The sequence below is a fragment of the Eikenella corrodens genome (assembly GCF_900187105.1).
In the GTDB taxonomy this organism is placed as follows: domain Bacteria; phylum Pseudomonadota; class Gammaproteobacteria; order Burkholderiales; family Neisseriaceae; genus Eikenella; species Eikenella corrodens.
The window spans coordinates 1,589,449-1,607,286 of record NZ_LT906482.1 but is presented as its reverse complement, the minus strand read 5'-3'; the positions used below and the strand labels follow the sequence as shown (position 1 = coordinate 1,607,286).

At 52.9% G+C, this 17,838-nt stretch carries 16 protein-coding genes; 8 read left to right on the top strand and 8 right to left on the bottom strand.

The window, feature by feature from the left end:
- Positions 1 to 229 precede the first annotated feature (229 nt).
- The 8 genes from CKV94_RS08090 to CKV94_RS08055 form a co-directional block, all read right to left on the bottom strand.
- On the bottom strand, positions 230 to 1,906 hold the full coding sequence (locus tag CKV94_RS08090; RefSeq protein ID WP_003824394.1) for a formate--tetrahydrofolate ligase: 1,677 nt from the start codon (positions 1,904 to 1,906) through the stop codon (positions 230 to 232).
- Between the two features lie 198 nt (positions 1,907 to 2,104).
- Positions 2,105 to 2,749: a MarC family protein gene (locus CKV94_RS08085; RefSeq protein ID WP_003824393.1), complete on the bottom strand. Its 645-nt coding sequence runs from the start codon at positions 2,747 to 2,749 to the stop codon at positions 2,105 to 2,107.
- 23 nt (positions 2,750 to 2,772) lie between these two features.
- Positions 2,773 to 3,303 (bottom strand): cysteine hydrolase family protein, encoded by a 531-nt coding sequence (locus tag CKV94_RS08080; protein WP_003824391.1) that lies wholly within the window; start codon positions 3,301 to 3,303, stop codon positions 2,773 to 2,775.
- A 275-nt stretch (positions 3,304 to 3,578) separates the two neighbouring features.
- Positions 3,579 to 4,691, bottom strand: a complete 1,113-nt coding sequence (rodA, locus tag CKV94_RS08075) for a rod shape-determining protein RodA (protein ID WP_003824389.1) — start codon at positions 4,689 to 4,691, stop codon at positions 3,579 to 3,581.
- Position 4,692: 1 nt separating this feature from the next.
- A complete protein-coding gene (mrdA, locus tag CKV94_RS08070; RefSeq protein ID WP_003824388.1) occupies positions 4,693 to 6,741 on the bottom strand; it encodes a penicillin-binding protein 2 in 2,049 nt (682 codons plus the stop codon).
- Positions 6,738 to 7,241, bottom strand: a complete 504-nt coding sequence (mreD, locus tag CKV94_RS08065; RefSeq protein ID WP_003824385.1) for a rod shape-determining protein MreD — start codon at positions 7,239 to 7,241, stop codon at positions 6,738 to 6,740. Before mreD ends, mrdA begins: the two co-directional genes overlap by 4 nt.
- A 2-nt stretch (positions 7,242 to 7,243) precedes the next feature.
- On the bottom strand, positions 7,244 to 8,131 hold the full coding sequence (mreC, locus tag CKV94_RS08060; RefSeq protein ID WP_003824383.1) for a rod shape-determining protein MreC: 888 nt from the start codon (positions 8,129 to 8,131) through the stop codon (positions 7,244 to 7,246).
- A gap of 114 nt (positions 8,132 to 8,245) precedes the next feature.
- On the bottom strand, positions 8,246 to 9,283 hold the full coding sequence (locus CKV94_RS08055; RefSeq protein WP_003824380.1) for a rod shape-determining protein: 1,038 nt from the start codon (positions 9,281 to 9,283) through the stop codon (positions 8,246 to 8,248).
- A gap of 212 nt (positions 9,284 to 9,495) precedes the next feature.
- On the opposite strand from CKV94_RS08055, the gene gatC reads away from it, so the two are divergent.
- From gatC to CKV94_RS08015, 8 genes are all read left to right on the top strand, one after another.
- Complete coding sequence (gene gatC / locus CKV94_RS08050) at positions 9,496 to 9,786, top strand: Asp-tRNA(Asn)/Glu-tRNA(Gln) amidotransferase subunit GatC (RefSeq protein ID WP_003824379.1); 291 nt, start codon at positions 9,496 to 9,498, stop codon at positions 9,784 to 9,786.
- Positions 9,787 to 10,077: 291 nt separating this feature from the next.
- A complete protein-coding gene (locus CKV94_RS08045) occupies positions 10,078 to 10,659 on the top strand; it encodes a DUF4303 domain-containing protein (RefSeq protein ID WP_003824377.1) in 582 nt (193 codons plus the stop codon).
- Positions 10,660 to 10,737: 78 nt separating this feature from the next.
- Positions 10,738 to 12,186, top strand: coding sequence for an Asp-tRNA(Asn)/Glu-tRNA(Gln) amidotransferase subunit GatA (gene gatA, locus CKV94_RS08040; protein WP_003824375.1), 1,449 nt, complete (start codon positions 10,738 to 10,740; stop codon positions 12,184 to 12,186).
- Positions 12,187 to 12,471: 285 nt separating this feature from the next.
- Complete coding sequence (locus CKV94_RS08035) at positions 12,472 to 14,409, top strand: 3'-5' exonuclease (protein ID WP_003824374.1); 1,938 nt, start codon at positions 12,472 to 12,474, stop codon at positions 14,407 to 14,409.
- 131 nt (positions 14,410 to 14,540) lie between these two features.
- Positions 14,541 to 15,161 (top strand): trimeric intracellular cation channel family protein, encoded by a 621-nt coding sequence (locus tag CKV94_RS08030; RefSeq protein WP_003824373.1) that lies wholly within the window; start codon positions 14,541 to 14,543, stop codon positions 15,159 to 15,161.
- A gap of 105 nt (positions 15,162 to 15,266) precedes the next feature.
- The gene (gene gatB / locus CKV94_RS08025; RefSeq protein ID WP_003824372.1) at positions 15,267 to 16,697 is read left to right on the top strand and encodes an Asp-tRNA(Asn)/Glu-tRNA(Gln) amidotransferase subunit GatB; all 1,431 of its coding nucleotides are present in this window, start codon (positions 15,267 to 15,269) and stop codon (positions 16,695 to 16,697) included.
- Between the two features lie 191 nt (positions 16,698 to 16,888).
- Positions 16,889 to 17,320 (top strand): hypothetical protein, encoded by a 432-nt coding sequence (locus CKV94_RS08020; RefSeq protein WP_003824371.1) that lies wholly within the window; start codon positions 16,889 to 16,891, stop codon positions 17,318 to 17,320.
- A 178-nt stretch (positions 17,321 to 17,498) separates the two neighbouring features.
- Positions 17,499 to 17,786, top strand: coding sequence for a hypothetical protein (locus CKV94_RS08015; protein WP_003824369.1), 288 nt, complete (start codon positions 17,499 to 17,501; stop codon positions 17,784 to 17,786).
- The last annotated feature ends 52 nt before the right edge of the window (positions 17,787 to 17,838 follow it).

Sequence of the window (17,838 nt, the reverse complement as noted above, 5' to 3'; positions counted from 1 at the left end):
GCGACAAACAAATTGCGCCATGCGGGACAGCGAAGATGCGAACTATACGCCTCAAAAAAAACTTTGTCAAATACCTAAAAACAAAAATACCACCACGAAGCACTAAATCCCTAAGCCAAAATGAAATTTATCTAGTAGGGATGCAACTGGACACCGGCTACCTGAAAACTACTTGCACAAAAAATAGCCGGGCAATACCCGGCCATGAATTCTTTCACGCTAAAACTATTCAGAACAATCCGCTAATTACCCCATCGTCATCCACATCAATTCGCTCTGCAGCCGGCACTTTTGGCAAACCCGGCATTTTCATCATATTACCGCACAGCACTACAACAAACCCTGCTCCAGCAGACAAAGTCAACCCACGCACAATGATGCGGAAGCCTTTTGGAGCACCCAATAACTTAGCATTATCACTGAATGAATATTGCGTTTTTGCCATACAAACGGGCAACTTATCCCACCCCAATTTTTCCAAATTAGCGATATCAGCCAGCGCCTCCGCACTGAAATCCACATCGTCTGCACCATAAATCTTCTGTGCAACCATGCGGATTTTCTCCGGGATACTTTGCTCTACTTCATAAGAGAAGCTGAATTGTGCAGATGATTGTTCGACAGCAGCAGCTACTTTACGCGCCAAATCCTCACCACCGGCACCACCCTTACCCCACACTTCAGTAAATGATATTTCCGCACCACGCTGCCGACAGGCTTCTGCCACCAAATTCAATTCAGCCTGAGTATCAGCACTGAATCGGTTGAGCGCCACCACCACCGGCAAGCCAAATACATTTTTCAGATTATCAATATGGCGCAACAGATTGGGTAACCCTTTTTCCAATGCAGCCAGATTTTCACCGGACAACTCATCTTTTAATAAGCCTCCGTTATATTTCAATGCCCGCACGGTAGCCACTACCACTGCAACATCCGGCCGCAAACCGGACAATCGGCACTTGATGTCGCAAAATTTCTCGGCGCCCAAATCTGCACCAAAACCAGCTTCGGTAACGGCATAATCGGCCAAATGACAAGCCAAGCGCGTAGCGATAACTGAATTACATCCATGGGCAATATTAGCGAACGGGCCGCCATGCACAAAAGCAGGTGTACCTTCAATGGTTTGAACCAGATTTGGCTTAATGGCATCTTTTAACAGCACTGTCATTGCGCCTTGTGCTTTCAAATCACGTGCATACACCGGACTACCGTCTTTGGTATACGCCACCAATATATTACCCAACCTCTGTTTGAGGTCAGCAATATCTTTAGCCAAACAGAATACCGCCATCACTTCGGAGGCAACAGTTATATCAAAACCATCATCACGCATCACACCATCGGCGGTTTTACCTAACCCACCGATAATATTGCGCAAATGGCGATCATTCATATCCACTGCACGCCGCCACAGAATCCGTTTTGGATCAATATTGAGCGCATTACCATGATGGATATGATTGTCGATAAGGGCAGCCAAAAGGTTGTTTGCTACACCAATAGCATGGAAATCGCCAGTAAAGTGTAGGTTGATGTCTTCCATTGGCAGCACTTGGGCATAGCCGCCACCGGCTGCCCCACCCTTGATGCCGAACACCGGGCCGAGTGAGGGCTCACGCAAGGCGATAACAGCATTTTTACCGATACGGTTGAGCGCATCAGCCAAGCCAATGGTGACTGTCGTTTTCCCTTCCCCGGCAGGCGTAGGGCTGATAGCAGTTACCAAAATAAGCTTACCTCGTTTTTCAGGTAGCCTGTATGCATCAGCCGGATTAATTTTGGCTTTATATTTGCCGTAATGCTCCAGTTGTTCCGGTTTCAAGCCGAGCTTGGCGGCGATTTCATCGATGTGTCGGATGTTGGCGGCTTGGGCAATTTGCACGTCAGACAATTGGGGCATAACAGTCTCCAAATATAAAGAGTCAGAAAAGAAGAGTGTAGCACTCGGGATTGTACCCTAAATCTGTTACTAGAAAGCGAACATCCATCATTAGATACAACATATCGTCACATAACTAAAATTGACACAAGGTAGTGGAGTGACAATTTAAACACAAAGAGCGGGCACACCACCCGCTCTTCATTGCTACCATCAAACTTAACCCATAATCTTCAAAGCCGGGAATAAGCTTCGCAAACCAGCCAATACAATCTCCACCGCAATGGCTGCCAGCAGCAAGCCGGACACGCGGTTGATGATCTTGATGCCAACATTGCCAAGAATTTTGCTTAGTCTGGCCGAGCCGGCCAAAATCAAATAGCAGGTTACCCCCACCATAAAGCAGGCAATCAACAGCTCCAATGCGCCCTGCCACGTCCCCACATGGCTGCTGTAAATAATCACGATAGAAAAGCCACCGGGGCCAACAATAATCGGCGTAGCCATTGGCACCACGGCAAAAGCGAATTGCTTCTCCGGCGGTAGGCTTGAATGCTCCTTATTCAAATTGGGTTTCACCGGATTGTCCTCCCCCCCCATCATGCTCATCGCAATCACAAACACCAGAATACCACCGGCAATTTGGAAGGCCGGAATACCAATGCCCAAAACTTTCAACAACGGGGTGCCAATCACTCCGGCTACCACCATACAAATAAACGCACTAATCGACACCAGGCGTGCAGTTTTGCGCTGCTCCTTCAGTGTGAAGCCCGCCGTCTTATCCACAAAATAACCAAGCGCAATCAATGGATTATTTAAAACAATCAAACCAGTAAACAAATATAAGATATGAGTAATCATCTTTTCTCTCGTTAAACATCAAATCAGTCAGACAACAGCGCCACGGCTTCTTCTACGCTCGGCATGGCGGCAAAACGACCGCGCATAATATCGAAATTATGGTGTTCATACAGCTCTTGAGCCGACCAGCGGCCATTATCCAGCGTACTGTTGGCACCTTCTGGCAAAATCACTTCAAAGCCCAAATCGCTGGCAGCCCGTACCGTAGTTTCCACGCAATATTCAGTCATCATGCCAACCACCACTAAGCGCTCAACTCCACTGCCACGCAGGTAATCCAGCAAATCCGTACCGCGAAAAGCGCTGCTATACCATTTATCCACTACTTTCTCACCGGCCTGCGGTGCAACGGCAGCAGCAATCTGCCAACCGGGCGAGTTCGGTGCAAAGGGCGAATCCGCCTCATTGTGCCGAACATAGATGACTTCACGCCCATGTGTGCGGGCTGCAAGCAACATTCGACCGATGGCATCCAACATTTCTACCCCGCGATAAGCACCCCTATCCAGTAATGCCTGCTGAGTATCAATAACCAACAAAACCGTTTTCTTCATTATGCTCTTTCTGTAGCCAAGGCTACCTGAAAACGCTTGCTTCCATGAAGCTGGAATACTTATTTCCAAACAACCAAAAAGAATAACCCCGGCATCGGCCGGAGAACTGCCGACATTCTATACGGGTGGCAAAAGCTTTGCCATGACTAGATACCGTATCAGGTCAAATATATTGCAAATTCAACACATATATCATCATTTTTCTCGGCAAGCATCCCATCCATAACAAAGGCTACCTGAAATTTCAGGTAGCCTTTTTCAGGTAGCTTCCAACTTTACATCTTACTCTGCTGGTTACTGATGCCCATCAGCATAGCCACAATAATCATGATAGAAAGCGTGGCCGTACCGCCGTAACTTACCAACGGCAGCGGCACGCCCACCACCGGCAGAATGCCGCTCACCATGCCCATATTCACAAACACATAGCAAAACAGCGTCATGGTCAGCGCGCCGGCCAAGGTTCGGCTGTAGAGCGTGGGGGCTTTGGCGGCAATATAAAGGCCACGCCCCAGCATGATGGTGTACACCGCCAGCAGCAAGAGATTGCCAATAAGGCCGAACTCCTCGCCATATACAGCGAAGATGAAGTCAGTAGTAGATTCCGGGATGTAATCAAGATGCGTTTGTGTGCCGTTAAGCCAGCCCTTGCCCCACACGCCGCCGGAGCCAATGGCGGTCATCGACTGCAAGATATGGTAGCCCGCGCCCAGCGGGTCTTTAGTCGGGTCGAGCAGGGTCAGCACACGGGTACGCTGGTAGTCGTGCATACCGTATTGCCACAGCAGCGGCAGTGAAGCAAAAAAGCCGACCACGGCCACCGCAATCACCCGCCACGGCAACCCAGCAAAAAATATCACAAACAGTCCAGACGCCATAATCAACACTGCTGTACCTAGATCAGGTTGTTTCAAAATCAAGAAGCCCGGCGCGGCTATCAGCACCAATGCAGCCAAATAATGCCGCCAGCCCAGATCCGTTTCGTGCTGTTGCAGATACCACGCCACCGTCATTGGCAGCGCAATTTTCATCAATTCAGAGGGTTGCAAGCGAATAATGCCCAAATTCAGCCAGCGTTGCGAGCCGTTCACAATCACCCCGAAAAAGTGCACCCCCACCAGCATCAGCAGACTCACCCCATACAGCACAATAGCAAAGTTGCTCAGCACCTGCGGCCGCGTACGGGCAATACACCACAGCAGCACAAAGCCTACTATCGTGTGCAGAGTTTTATTTTCCAGCTGACCAATATTCTGACCGTCGGCCGAATACAGCAAAAACAGGCTCATCACATAGATGGCCAGCATGCTGTAGAACAGCCACATATCCATCGGATCCCAGATTTTCCGCCAGTAGCGGCGGATAGCGTGTTCAGACGGGTGTTGCATATTATCGAACCTCGGATGCGGCAGCCGGCTGGCTACCTGAAACCGCCCGATAGGCAGACAGGGTGCGTGCTGCTTGAGCATGAATCAGCGGATACTCAGCCTGGCTCATCGCGCCATCTCCCGGCACAGAGGGTTTAGGCAACGGCAGGTTTTTGCCATTTTCGCCCTGCAGCTGCAACAGGTAGAAATCAGCCAACTGGCGCGCCACCGGCGCGGCATTCGCACCCCAGCCGCCGTTTTCCAACAGCACGGCGATGGCTATTTTCGGATTATCTGCCGGTGCAAAGGCAATGAACCAGGCATGGTCTCGATGGCGTTCGGCCAGCGCGGCCGCGTTATACGATGCGCCCTGCCGAATCTGCACCACCTGCGCTGTACCTGTTTTGCCGCCCATGCTGTATTTCAAGCCCACACCCACACGCCAGGCCGTGCCGCCCGGGCGCAACACGCGCTCCATACTCTGCTTCACAAAAGTGAAATACTCCGGCTTGAACGGTAAGGTGGCGCTGGGCTGGGTACCCACCAGAATACGGGTTTGCTTTTGGTGGTCGATGAGTTCGCGCACCAAGTGCGGCCGGTACATCACGCCGTTATTGGCCAGCGTGGCGGTGGCGTGTGCCATCTGCAGCGGCGTGTAGGCGTTGAAACCCTGACCGATGCTGATGGTTACCATATCGGCAGGCTTCCACTGGCGGGCGGTTTCGTTTTTGGCATGGGCAAAGCGCCGCGCCTTCCATTCCGGGCTGGGCAGGATGCCTTTGTATTCATTGGGCAAATCGATGCCTGTCGGCTGACCGAAACCAAAGTGCGCCAGATAGGGATAAGCCTTTTCTATGCCCATTTCGTAGCCCAGGCGGTAGAAAAAGGTGTCGGATGACACTTGGATGGCCTTACCCAAATTGGCCGAACCGTGCCCGCTGCGCACTGAATCACGGAACTGGTGGCGGCTACCGGGAATGCTCCATGCGCCAGGCGCAGGCAGCACAGTGTTGGGGGTAATCTGCCCGCTTTGCAGCGCGGCCATACCCATAAATGGTTTGAAAGTAGAACCGGGCGGATACAGCCCTTGAGTAACGCGGTTGATAAGCGGACGCTGCCAGTCGTCGTTCAGGCTTTTCCACGTATCGCTGTCGATGCCATCAATAAACAGGTTGGCATCGTAAGTTGGCTTCGATACCAAGGCCAACACCCCTCCGGTTTGCGGGTCGATAGCCACCACAGCACCACGCCGGTTGCCCAACAATTCGCTGGCCTTCTGCTGCATACGGATATCAAGCGACAGACGCAGGGTTTGCCCACTTACTGCCGGTGCGGTTTTTAGAGTGCGCACAATATTGCCTTGCGCGTCTTTTTCCACTTCCTGATAGCCGGGCATGCCGTGCAGCTGCTGCTCGTAATAGTTTTCCAAGCCCATTTTGCCGATATGGGTGGTGCCGCGATAAAGCTCATAGCGGTCTTCGCTTTCCAGTTGGTCGCGGTCTTTGTCGCTGATGCGGCCAATATAACCGATGATATGAGTGGTGAGCTCGCCATAGGGATATTCGCGGAAAGTGCGTGCGTTCACTTCCACACCTTTGAAACGGAACAGCACCGCAGCCAGCCGAGCGGCTTCTTCGGTACTCAGTTTTAATTTCAGGGGGATACGTTCGTAGGAGCGGGATTCGGCACGGAAACGCTGGAAGCGCTTCATATCGGCCTCACTGATTTCCACATATGGGCTCAAAGCAGGTATCAAATCCTCAATTTTCATTTCCAACTCGTTGGGAATCACTTCCAACGAATAGGCCGGATAATTGTGCGCCAGCACCACACCGTTCACATCGGTAATTTCACCGCGAATCGGCGGAGTGGGAATCAGGGAAACCCGGTTGGCAACGGCTTTGTCTACAAATTCCTCGTGCCGGGCTACCTGAAGCCGCACGAACTGCCATACCAACACGCCAAAGAATATCAAAACCATAGCAAACGCCACCACCAAGCGCAGCAGATAATCCTTCCGCTGGCTACGGGGTGGCGCTTTGACGGGCGTATAATGACGTCTCGACTTCATTTGCGGGGACGGCGGTAGTGGGCGATGGCAAGCATCACATTGTTCAACTGCGGCCACAACAGGCCGGTAACGATTGAAGGCAGCCACAGCCGCCATAGGGGAAACGGCTGCTGTTGAAACAGACTAACCAAAAAAACCACCAATTGGCTAACCAACATGGCGCCGGCCACCGCTACAGCCTGCCAGCCGAAAGAATTGAGCACAATCTGCCGCCGGTTGCGTTCAATCAGAAACGCAGCCACGCTATAAGCCAAACCATGTTGCCCCAATAGCGAGTTGCTACCGATATCCACCAACAGGCCAAGACAAAACGCCACGCCGATGCCGATAAGCTGCGGCCTGTGCAGCAGCCAATACGCCAGCATAATCAGCGTAAAATCAGGCAAGGGATATGCCCAGGGTGGAGCAACCGGGATGAAATCGATAAGCAGCACCAGCAAAAAGCTGAATGCCACCCAGCGTTTGGGTGTGGACTCTTTGAGCGGGTAGATTGGAGACATGCTTACTCCTGCGCCTCCTGTTCGATTGGCGGCTCGGAAGCAGTTTCAGGTAGCCTAGCGGGCGACTGCGGTTTTTGCGGAATCACCAGCACATAACTGCTGCTACTCAGATTGGCCGCCGGTGTTAGCACCGTACGGTAATACGGTGTGCCGGAGTTGCGGTCGGCATGTGTTACTTTGGCAATCGGAATGCCAGCCGGGTAGATACTGTCGATGCCGGAAGTAACCAGCAAATCGCCCTCTTTCAACTCGGCTGACACAGGGAAATAACGTAAATCCAGCGTTTCCCCCCGTCCATACACCAACGTGCGTACACCGCTTTCGGCCACCATCGCAGGAATCACCGACTGACGGTTGTTAATCAGCGTAACCTCTGCCGTGGCTGGCTGCACGCCGGTTACCTGCCCGATTAAGCCTTTTTCATCACTTACCGGATCCCCGACCTGAATCCCGCTACTGCTGCCTTTGGTAATCAGCAGGCGATCGGCACGTGGAATGCGGCCGTTAGACACAATCTCCGCCAGCACCGTCTTGGGCGCGAGCAGTGGCTGCAAATGGTTCAGCGTTTTCAGCTCGCTCAATTCTCGTGCCGCTGGTGCTTGCAGCTGCAGTTGCATATTCAGGCGAGCGTTTTCTTCTTTCAGGCGAGTGTTTTCGGCAAGTAGTTGCCGTTTGTCACGCATAAATACCATGCTGCCGCTTGCCCATTCGGCCGGCTGGCGTGCAACCCATTGCAAGGGATAGAGCCCGGTGGCCACATAAGATTTAGCCTGCTGCAATGCCGCATAACGGTTGTCCAACACCATCAGTGCCATTGAGGCTATCCCCAGCAGCACCAGCTTGCCGGCAGAGCTGATAATCGGGCTGACAAAATTGATTTCTTGCGACATAAGGGAATACAGGCTACCTGAAAACTGAAGACACCGCGCAGGCAGGTCTGATACAAAATAAACCGATCGGCATCCCGCGCCAGTTTTGCAGCGCACGGGATGCCGGAATAAAGATTACGGATTGGGCACAAACACAGAGTTCATCTTGCCGATTAAATCCAGTGCCTTACCAGAACCGCGCACCACGCAGGTGAGCGGGTCTTCAGCAATGCTCACCGGCAGGCCGGTTTCCTCGGCCAGCAAACGATCCAAACCATTAAGCAGCGCACCACCGCCGGTGAGCACCAAGCCGCGGTCGGCAATATCCGCACCCAATTCCGGCGGGGTTTGCTCCAATGCATTTTTCACTGCCTGCACGATTTGATTCAACGGCTCGGCCAAGGCCTCCAGCACCTCATTGGAGCTGATAGTGAAAGCACGCGGAATACCTTCGGCCAGATTGCGACCTTTGGCTTCAATTTCACGCACAGCATTGCCCGGGAAGGCTGTACCGATGGCTTTTTTAATTTCTTCAGCCGTAGCCTCACCAATCAACATACCGTAGTTGCGGCGCACATAATTGATGATGGCTTCATCAAACGCATCACCAGCCACGCGAACGGAATGGGAATACACCACACCCGACAAAGAAATAATACCCACTTCGGTGGTACCACCGCCGATATCCACTACCATGGAGCCGGTCGGTTCTTCAATCGGCAGACCTGCACCGATAGCCGCGGCCATCGGCTCTTCAATCAAATTCACCGAAGCCGCGCCAGCCTGCTGTGCCGAATCGTGAATCGCCTTGCGCTCCACTTGGGTTGAGCCGCAGGGCACACAAATCACGATGCGCGGTGCAGAGGCAAAGCGGCTGTTATTCGCCTTACGGATGAAGTGTTTGAGCATTTTTTCGGTAACATTAAAGTCGGCAATCACCCCGTCTTTCATTGGGCGCACCGCCTGAATGCCGCCGGGCGTACGCCCCAGCATACGCTTGGCTTCCGCACCCACCGCTACAGTAGCATTTTTATTATTTATGTCACTGGGCAGTGCCACCACCGAAGGTTCGTCCAAAACGATACCGCGGCCTTTGATGTAAATTAGAGTGTTGGCCGTACCTAAATCGATGGCCAGATCATTAGAGAAATATCGGGTAAGAAAGCGGAACATTGCTTTAAATCCTAGCGTTTGAATACTGATGAATACTTTAAAGAAACCAAGCCTATGGAGAGACCAGCACTACTTTGCGCAACCTTATTCTTATGCCGTGCCGAGAGGCAAGCTTTTAGGCTATAATTCTAACTTTGCAAGCCAGTCTCAAAAGAAACGCGTAATGATACCTGAGATTGGGCTGTTTGCTAAACATAATTTAAGGAATTTTTATGTCGCTTACACTTTCCGACGTTGAAAAAATCGCCCGCCTCTCGCGTTTGAGCCTAACCGAAGCCGAGAAAGCCTCCACCCTCGACGAGCTCAACGGCATTTTCGCCATGGTAGAGCAGATGCAGAGCGTAAATACCGACGGCATCGAACCGATGACCCACCCGCACGAACTCGCCCTGCGCCTGCGTGCCGACCAAGTAACAGAAACTGACCACGCCGCCGAATACCAAGCCGTTGCCCCCGAAGTGCACAACCGCCTGTATATCGTGCCGCAGGTGATTGAGGAATAATTTTCAGGTAGCCACAAGCCCTTTAAGGCTACCTAAAAACACAAACTGGATATCCTACGCGGCCATGGCAAACACCAATTCATGATAAGCCTACTCCCGCCTCCGCTCTAAGCTTACCAAGCCGAGCAAATGTGCCATCCACAAACCCAATTCTGCAGGTATTTTGAGCAACACACCGCCAAAATGATACAAGCCGTGTGCGGCCACGTTAGTGCAGCCAAATAAACCTGCCCGCAAAATTTTCAGGTAGCCTCAAAACAGCAAAGGCTACCTGAAAACTAAAGGAACCCCATGTCCACCGAGCAACAACACCTGCATACAGCCGCCGTCGAACACATCCGCCAATGTTTCAGCCGCATCAAGCAGCAGGTTGAACAGGCAGGTAAAGAAGTTGCCGCGTATTATTTCTATCTGGTAGACGACTTTTTTGCCGCAGGCAACGCCGCGATTACCCATCAGGATTTAGCAGCCTTTGCTGCCAAGCACAGGAAAAAATACAAAAATTGCACCATCCTGCAGGCGATTTGGGATGGCAGATGCACACTTTATGAAGGCAAAACCGAAATCCAGAATGCTTCAGATAACTGGCTGAAAAACCAAAGCGAGCTCTACCAAGTTGCATACCGCAGCATAGAAAATCTAGATGACGATGACGACATCTATCAGCAAAAACGCACCGAATACGAAACAGCCCTGATAGCCGCACTGCAGCAATGCGACCAAGAAGTCCTGTTCGGCAACCGCGCCGAAAACGGCATATTGCTGTTTGCGTTTTATATTGATGATTATGATGAAAATGACGAACAATCGCTGCTGTACCGTTCCGCCACGCAACTCAACCAACCGGATACTTACCAAAAATTGATAGGCTGATATTTTCAGACGGCCTCAAAAAGCAGCCTGCACCATTAACCCTTTAAAATTCCAATTATTTTCAACTGAAAGACCCTCATGACCCAATACACCCTCAAACAAGCCAGCCAACTGCTGCAATCTAAACAAATCTCCTCCGTCGAACTGGCAACCGAATACCTCGCCGCCATTGCTGCGCAAAACCCGGCTATCAACGGCTACATCACCCTCGACCAAGACAAAACCCTCGCCGAAGCCCGTGCCGCCGACGCGCGTATCGCGCAAGGTAATGCTACTGCACTCACTGGCGTACCCATCGCCTACAAAGACATTTTCTGCCAAACAGGCTGGCGCAGCGCGTGCGGTTCCAAAATGCTGGATAACTTCGTCTCCCCCTACACTGCCACCGTCGTACAAAACCTGCTCGATGAAGGCATGGTAACGCTCGGTCGTACCAACATGGACGAGTTCGCTATGGGCTCGACCAATGAAACCTCGTTCTACGGCGCAACCAAAAATCCGTGGAATCCCGAACACGTTCCCGGCGGTTCGTCCGGCGGTTCCGCAGCGGTCGTTGCCGCACGCCTTGCCCCTGCCGCGCTCGGTTCAGACACCGGCGGCTCCATCCGCCAGCCTGCTTCCCACTGCGGTATCACCGGCATCAAACCTACCTACGGCACTGTTTCCCGCTTCGGCATGGTTGCCTACGCCTCCAGTTTCGACCAAGCCGGTCCGATGGCGCAAACCGCCGAAGACTGCGCGATTTTGCTTAATGCAATGGCGAGCTTTGACGAGCGCGATTCCACCAGTTTGGAACGCAGCAAAGAAGACTACACCCGCGATTTGAACAAACCGCTCAAAGGTATGAAAATCGGTCTGCCTAAGGAATATTTTGGCGAAGGCGCGGATGCCGATGTGCAGGCTGCTTTGCAAAACGTTATTGACCTCTTAAAAGCGCAAGGCGCGGAAACCATTGAAGTTTCCATGCCGCAAACCGCCCTGTCCATCCCTGCTTACTACGTCCTCGCTTCCGCCGAAGCCAGCACCAACCTTTCCCGCTACGACGGCGTACGCTACGGCCACCGCGCCGCCCAATTCGGCGACCTAGAAGAAATGTACAGCAATACCCGCGCCGAAGGTTTCGGCAGCGAAGTCAAACGCCGCATCATGATTGGAACTTATGTGTTGTCGCACGGCTACTACGATGCCTATTACCTGAAAGCCCAAAAACTGCGCCGCCTCGTTGCCAACGATTTTCAGACGGCCTTCGCGCAATGCGACTTCATCCTTGCTCCGACTGCACCCACTGCCGCTCCCAAACTCGGCAGCGACATCCACGATCCCGTGCAGATGTACCTTTCCGACATCTACACCATCGCCGTGAATCTGGCCGGTTTGCCCGCCCTGACCCTGCCCGCAGGTTTCAGCAGCAGCGGACTGCCCATCGGCGTGCAATTTATCGGCAACCACTTCTCCGAAACCAAAATTCTTGGCGCAGCACATCAAGTACAGTTGGCGAGTGATTGGCACACGAAAGCGCCGGCGTGAAAGTTTTCAGGTAGCCTTTGAGGTCGTCTGAAAGGCTACCTGAAAATAGTAGAATTCGTAGCATTATTGTTTTGAATCATCTTTTTCAGATAGCCTGAAGTAATGCACCAACCCAAAATCCCAGAAAACTACGCCAAACTACTCAAAAAATATGAAGGCTTGGTTGGCAAGTTTAAAACTAGGAATAGCTTATAAATTAGGTATTTGTAACCCATACCGCTTCCCTACTCATGAGGCTACCTGAAAATTTAAAACGGAAAACAAAGATTAAAGAGGAAAACATTTATGCCACAGTTTATCCCCGAACTGAGCGAGCACATCCGCAAAGCCATGACTGCAGGCGAGCGTAAAACCGCCGATTTCCTGCGCGAATATTTGGCCGAAGACTGCATCGTTTGGTACAACGTGCCGATGGGTAAGAAACGGCTGTATGCCGATTTCCTCGTACTGTTTCCAAACAGGGGGCTGCTGTGCTTGGAAGTAAAGGACTGGGCGGGCAACAGCTTTAGGCGCATGACCCAGACCGAATGCGAAATGGTGTTCGAGCACACCGCGAAAACAGTCAAGCACCCGCTGGAGCAGGCGCGCGGCTATATGTTCCAAATCATCGACTTGTTATCAAAAGAAACCCGCTTGCAGCACACCGAGGGTGAATACAAAGGCAGGCTGCGCATCCCCTACGCGCACGGCGTAGTTTTTACCCGTTTCAACCGCAGCGACATCGCCAAAATTACCGACATTGCCAAATTCGACCATCTGATGCCGCACACGCAAACGCTGTATAAAGACGATTTGAAAAGCGGGCAGGACAACGCGCACATCGCCGACAGGCTGGCCGCCATGTTCCCCTACCGCATCGAATGCAGCCTGAGCCGCAGCGAAACCGACCTCATCCGTTGGCATTTGTTTCCCGAAGTCCGCATCAACCCGCCCGAGCAGCAGGAACTCTTCTCTGCCGACCAAGCTGACGGCAAAACGGAACAGCAGCCTGAGCACCCAGCTGCCGACTCTGTGCCGCACCCCATCGCCGCACCCGACATCATCAAAATCATGGACATCCAACAGGAGCAGCTTGCCCGCAGCATCGGCGGCGGCCACCGCGTCATCCACGGCGTGGCAGGCAGCGGCAAGACCCTGATTTTGCTGATGCGCTGCCAATATCTGGCCGAACAGTCCGACAAACCCGTTTTAGTGCTGTGCTACAACCGCGTATTGGCCGATAAATTACGTACCGCCGTGGCCGACAAAGGCTTGGCGGAAAAAGTGGAAGTGTGCAGTTTCCACCAATGGTGCGGCAAACTGCAAAAAGCATACGGGCTGGACACGCCCGAGCGCTACCGCCACTTGCCCGGTTACGAACACGCCCCGCTGACCGTGCTGCAAGCCATGCACGACGGCACACTGCCCGGCAGCCGCTACGACGCAGTGCTCATTGACGAAGGCCACGATTTCGAAGCCGACTGGCTGCGCCTGAGCGTGCATATGCTCGACGCTGACAACGGCCATTTGCTGCTGCTCTACGACGATGCCCAGGCCATCTACAAAAAAAGCGGCACAGGCTTGGGCTTCACCCTATCCAGCGTCGGCATCAAAGCCCAAGGCCGCACTACCATCCTGCGCCTGAACTACCGCAATACCAAAGAAATCATCGGATTCGCCTACCTGTTTGCCCAAAACAAAATGCAGCCGTACGAAAGCGGCGAAGACGGCGTACCGCTGGTCGAGCCCGAGGCTGCAGGTGTAAACGGCATTTCGCCCTACATCAAAGAATGCCCCGACTGGCAGGGCGAGCTCGACTACCTTGCCCGCTGCCTCGACAAATGGCTCAAAGACCGCATTCCGTCGCAAGATATCGCCGTCATTTGCTACAACAAAGAACAATGCAACGACGTAGCCAAACTGTTGAAACAAAAAGGCATCCGCCACTCCCTGCATTATGGCGGCAGCAAAAAGGCCTACAATCCGCACGACAACGCCGTTGCCGTCTTTACTATGCACAGCAGCAAAGGTCTCGAATTCCAACGCGTGATGTTGATGGGCATCTGTACCTTGAAGCATAAAGATGCAAACCAAGAGGCCGACAACACGCGCCTGCTCTACGTTGCCATGACCCGCGCCCAAAACTACCTGATGATTACCCTTTCCGGCAGCGGCCTCTACCAAAGCCGCCTGCTCGACAGTTATCGGCAGTTCAAGCAGTTAAACGGCAACAATGCAGATTAAGGCTACCTGAAAGCAATTTAAGATTACTAACAAGCATGAATGCCCAACCCATGAAACTTTTCAGGTAGCCTCTAAGGCCGTCTGAAAACCTATTTAACCACCTAACACTGCCTGTAAGGCTACCTGAAACCATGACCACCACCGACTTCATCCAAATCATCGGCACCGCCGCCTTCGCCGTGTCCGGCTACCTCGTCGGCTACAGCAAGCGGCTCGACGTGCTCGGCGTGATCATCACCGCCTTGCTCACCGCCGTGGGCGGCGGCATGATGCGCGATGCGCTGGTAGGACATGTGCCGCAGGTGTTCCGGCATACCGATGCGCTGATTGTGGTATTCGCCACCCTCACTATCGCCTGGCTGCTGCGCGTGCAACGCTACCGCCGCACCCACCTTGCCGCCGCTTTCCTGATTGCCGACGCCATCGGCCTGGCCGCCTTCAGCATCACCGGTGCGCAAATCGGTATCGGCCTGCAGCTCAACCTGTTCGGCGTGATCGTGCTCGCCTTTGTAACCGCTGTGGGCGGCGGCATTGCCCGCGATATTTTGGTAAACGACGTGCCCATCGTATTGCGTGCCGACCTCTACGGCAGCGTTGCCATCTTCATCGGCGGGCTGATGTATTTCCTCGCGCGAATCGGCTGGATAAACGCCTTTACCCTGCATCTGCTGTTTGCCGCCGGCCTATTCCTGCGGCTAGCTGCCTACCGCTTCCACTGGCAGCTTCCCGGCTTCCAGCCGCGCAGAAAATAGCGGCAAAAGGCCGTCTGAAAGATAGAATCTGGGTTTTCAGGTAGCCTCTGCCCAACCGGAAACCCTTACGAACCGATTAACCCTTCTTCAACAGAAAGACCCCTTATGACCTGGGAAACCGTAATCGGACTGGAAATCCACGTCCAACTCAACACAAAATCCAAAATCTTCAGCGGCGCATCGACTGCATTCGGTGCGGAACCCAATGCGCACGCCAGCGTGGTGGAATGCGCGCTGCCGGGCGTACTGCCGGTAATGAACCGAGAAGTCGTTGAAAAAGCTATCAAATTGGGCTTGGCTTTGGATGCGAAAATCAATCAGAAAAACGTGTTCGACCGCAAAAACTACTTTTATCCCGACTTGCCAAAAGGCTATCAAATCAGCCAGTTGGATTTACCGATTGTCGAACACGGCAAGCTGGAAATCGTGGTCAGTGACGATGTAAAAACCATCAACGTAACCCGCGCGCACATGGAAGAAGACGCGGGCAAATCCGTGCACGAGGGCTTGAACGGCGCAACCGGTATCGACCTGAACCGTGCCGGCACGCCGCTGTTGGAAGTAGTATCCGAACCTGAAATGCGCTCCGCCGCCGAAGCCGTTGCCTACGCCAAAGCCTTACACAGCTTGGTTACATGGCTGGACATCTGCGACGGCAATATGGCGGAAGGTTCGTTCCGCGTCGATGCCAACGTATCCGTGCGTCCGAAAGGCCAAGCGGAATTCGGCACGCGCCGCGAGATTAAAAACCTCAATTCCTTCCGCTTCTTGGAGCAGGCGATTAATTACGAAGTGGAAGCGCAAATCGAGATTTTGGAAGACGGCGGCAAGGTGCAGCAGGCAACCATGCTGTTCGACCCTGAAAAAGGCGAAACCCGCGTGATGCGTCTGAAAGAAGACGCGCACGACTACCGCTACTTCCCTGATCCCGATTTGCTACCCGTCATCATTTCAGACGACCGGTTGCAAAAAGCCAAAGCAGAAATGCCCGAGCTGCCGAAAGAAATGGCGGTACGTTTCGTGGCGGACTACGGCGTGAGCGACTACGACGCGCGCTTGCTCACCGCCAGCCGCGTGCAGGCTGCCTATTTTGAAGAAGCTGCCAAAGCCAGCGGACAAGGCAAGCTGACTGCCAACTGGATGAACGGCGAACTCGCCGCCACGCTGAACAAAGAAGGCATGGAACTTGCCGACAGCCCGATTACCGCTCCGCGCCTCGCTGCGTTGGTAGGTAAAATTGCTGACGGCACTTTAAGCAGCAAGTTGGCGAAAAAAGCCTTTGAAGCCATGTGGGCAGAGCCAGAAGCCACCATCGCCGAAATCATCGAAAAACACGGTTTGCAACAAATGACCGATACCGGCGCGATTGAAGCCATGGTGGACGAAGTGCTGGCAAACAACGCCAAAGCCGTGGAACAGTTCAAATCCGGCAACGAAAAAGCCCTGAATGCGATTGTGGGACAAGTGATGAAAGCCAGCAAAGGCAAAGCGAATCCCGCGCAGGTGCAGGAGTTGATTAAAGCAAAGTTGGCTTAAGGCAAGGATAAGGCTACCTGAAAACGGTAAAAGGTTTTTCAGGTAGCCTTAATAATGCCGCTTGAGTATCTGTCTAAACTGCAAACTAAGGTACAGGCTGCTTTGGTCTGCTAGAAAGCAAGCTGCGCTGTTTGCTCAATCAACCCACGCTTCTGTAGGAATAAGCAAGGGTTTCTTCTTGGGAGATAGTTATGAAAATTGCCAAAATCATGGTTTTGTGGCTGGCTTTGGCCGGCAGCGCATTCGCGGCCGGTTTGGACGCATCCGATGCCGGCGAATATGTGCTGCTGGATAAAGACCAGCGCCCCACGCAGATGCAGATGCGCTATTACCAGCGCGGCGCGCAATGGATGATGGACGGGAAAAACGGCAACAGCCCATGGTCGCCGGTGTGCCAAGGCACGGGCGAATGCCGACTGCAAACTTCTTCCGCGCAAAAAATTCACGAATGGAAAACCTTGCTGCCGTCTGAGCTCCGAGCGATGCCGATGGCGTGTATCCACAATCAGGCCTTTGCGTTTTGCCGCATGAGCAAGCCCGATAATCCGAATATGCGCCTGTATTGGTGGTTTGCTTGGCAAAACGGGCGAACCTATGCGCTAGGCTTAAACCGCCTTCGCTGATGCGGGCGCAAATAAAGTTTGTCGCTCAAGTATGTATGCCCAACAGCATAAATGCAGGGCAAAACAGATTGGCACTGCCGATTCTGCACAAACTTTGCAGATGCAGCCTTAAACCATCCTGAAAGGCTACCTGAAAATGCCCAGCCGTTTTCAGGTAGCCTCCTCTTCTGGAAACAAGATGACCAACCTATCAACAGATGAGGCATTGGGCGCCGCTGCCATCGCCGCACACCAATTTTCTTTCAAGAATAAAGCCTATCTGCTGCCACCCCAGCGTTGCGGCTGCTTCTCCTGCCTCGCCATCTTCCGCTCCACCGAGCTGGAGGAAGGCGACTTTGTGCCGGAAAACGACGGGCAATACACGGCATGCTGCCCTTATTGCGGCATCGACAGCGTCATCGGTGAAAATTGCGGATACGCAATCACCCCGGAATTATTGGCAGCCATGCAGGACTATTGGTTTTAAAGGATGTGCATGCCGCAGAATGTTCAGATAGCCTGTTTAGCTCTTATATCAT